General features: G+C 40.6%; 1 protein-coding gene. It reads left to right on the top strand.

Going from position 1 to position 1,443, the window contains the following annotated elements; genetic code table 11:
• Positions 1-1,443, top strand: a 1,443-nt coding sequence (locus AC0QT4_RS09085; RefSeq protein ID WP_473201342.1) for a YfjI family protein, incomplete at both ends; no start/stop codon positions are given.

Below are 1,443 nucleotides of genomic sequence, written 5' to 3'. Positions count from 1 at the left end.
ATACTGATAACGATAACAACACTGTCTCTTTAAAGAACCATCCCTGTTTACAAGCCATTCCTTATGAAGTGGCATTGCAACAAATGGGATGGGGCGAATTAAAATCCATTAACACCGCTCTTTTACCGGTTGAACCTTTTCATGCTACACAAGTTCCATTGGTATTGGGAAGGTATATTTATGATATTGCTAACCATCAACAATCCCCTGTCGATTTTGTGGCTGTCTCTGCTATCTGTGCTTTAGCAGCCGTGATTGGTAATGGGGTTCGTATCGCTCCAAAACAGCATAGTAATAATTGGAAGATTGTTCCTAATCTGTGGGGGATGATTATTGGTCAACCTTCTGCTAGAAAAACACCTGCCATGCAAGCCGCTTTAGAACCTGTCAATATCCTTCAAAAGGAATGGGATAAAAATTGGACACAACAGAAAGAACAAGCAGAAATTGAAGAATATCTTGAGATCTTAGATAAACAAGAACAGAAAAAACAAGTTCGCAAAGCTTTAAAAGATGAAGGGAAGCAAGCAGCCCGCACCATTTTGTTGGAAAACATATCGAAAAAGAAGCAGCATGATGATTGCCTTTCACGTCTTGTTGTCAATGATGTGACCGTCGAAAAGCTTGGAGAATTACTAAAAGAAAACCCGCGGGGATTATTAATGGTCCGTGATGAACTTTCTGGTTTTTTAGCAAACTTGGAACTTAAGGAATATCAAACAGACCGTGGGTTTTATTTACAAGCTTTTAATGGGGATCAACCCTATACCTATGACCGTATTGGGCGTGGAACGATTCATATTCCCAATGCAACCCTTTCCATTATTGGGGGAATACAACCTTCTCGGATTATTCCTCTCATTCAGGCAATGCTTTCTGGAAAAGCAGATGACGGTTTATTGCAACGGTTTCAAATGATGGTATGGCCCGATAAGACAAAAAAATGTACATGGATTGATAGAGACCCCTTAAAAGATGCCTATAAGGATTATGAAGAGGTTTTTCGTTCTTTTCGCGATAAACCCTTGGGATCACCAGAACAGCCAATTGTGATGCGTTTTTCTCCCGATGCACAAGAGATATTTAGTGAGTGGTGGGAAAATCATCAGAAAGAGATCAGAAGGGATGATCTCTCTGAACCCTTGCAAGCGCATTTAGCAAAAATGGATAAAACCATACCAAGCCTTGCTTTGATTTTTGAACTTGTTGAAGGGGGGCGTTTTGAAATCACTCTCCCTTCTCTTTCCATGGCATTGCGTTGGGAAAACTATTTGTTAAGTCATGTAAAAAGGCTTTATGCTGCTGCGGATATCTTGGTAAAGGAGCGTGCAAATTTGATTATAGAGCGTTGTAATTGCTTACCTGAGGTTTTTACTGCCCGTGATATCTACAGACGCTGCTGGGCGCATTTAAAGGACAAGGAAGCGGTCAAACAAGCTTTAG

Source organism: Bartonella sp. EBT8 (assembly GCF_055796165.1).
This window is presented reverse-complemented; position numbering and strand designations above follow the sequence as displayed.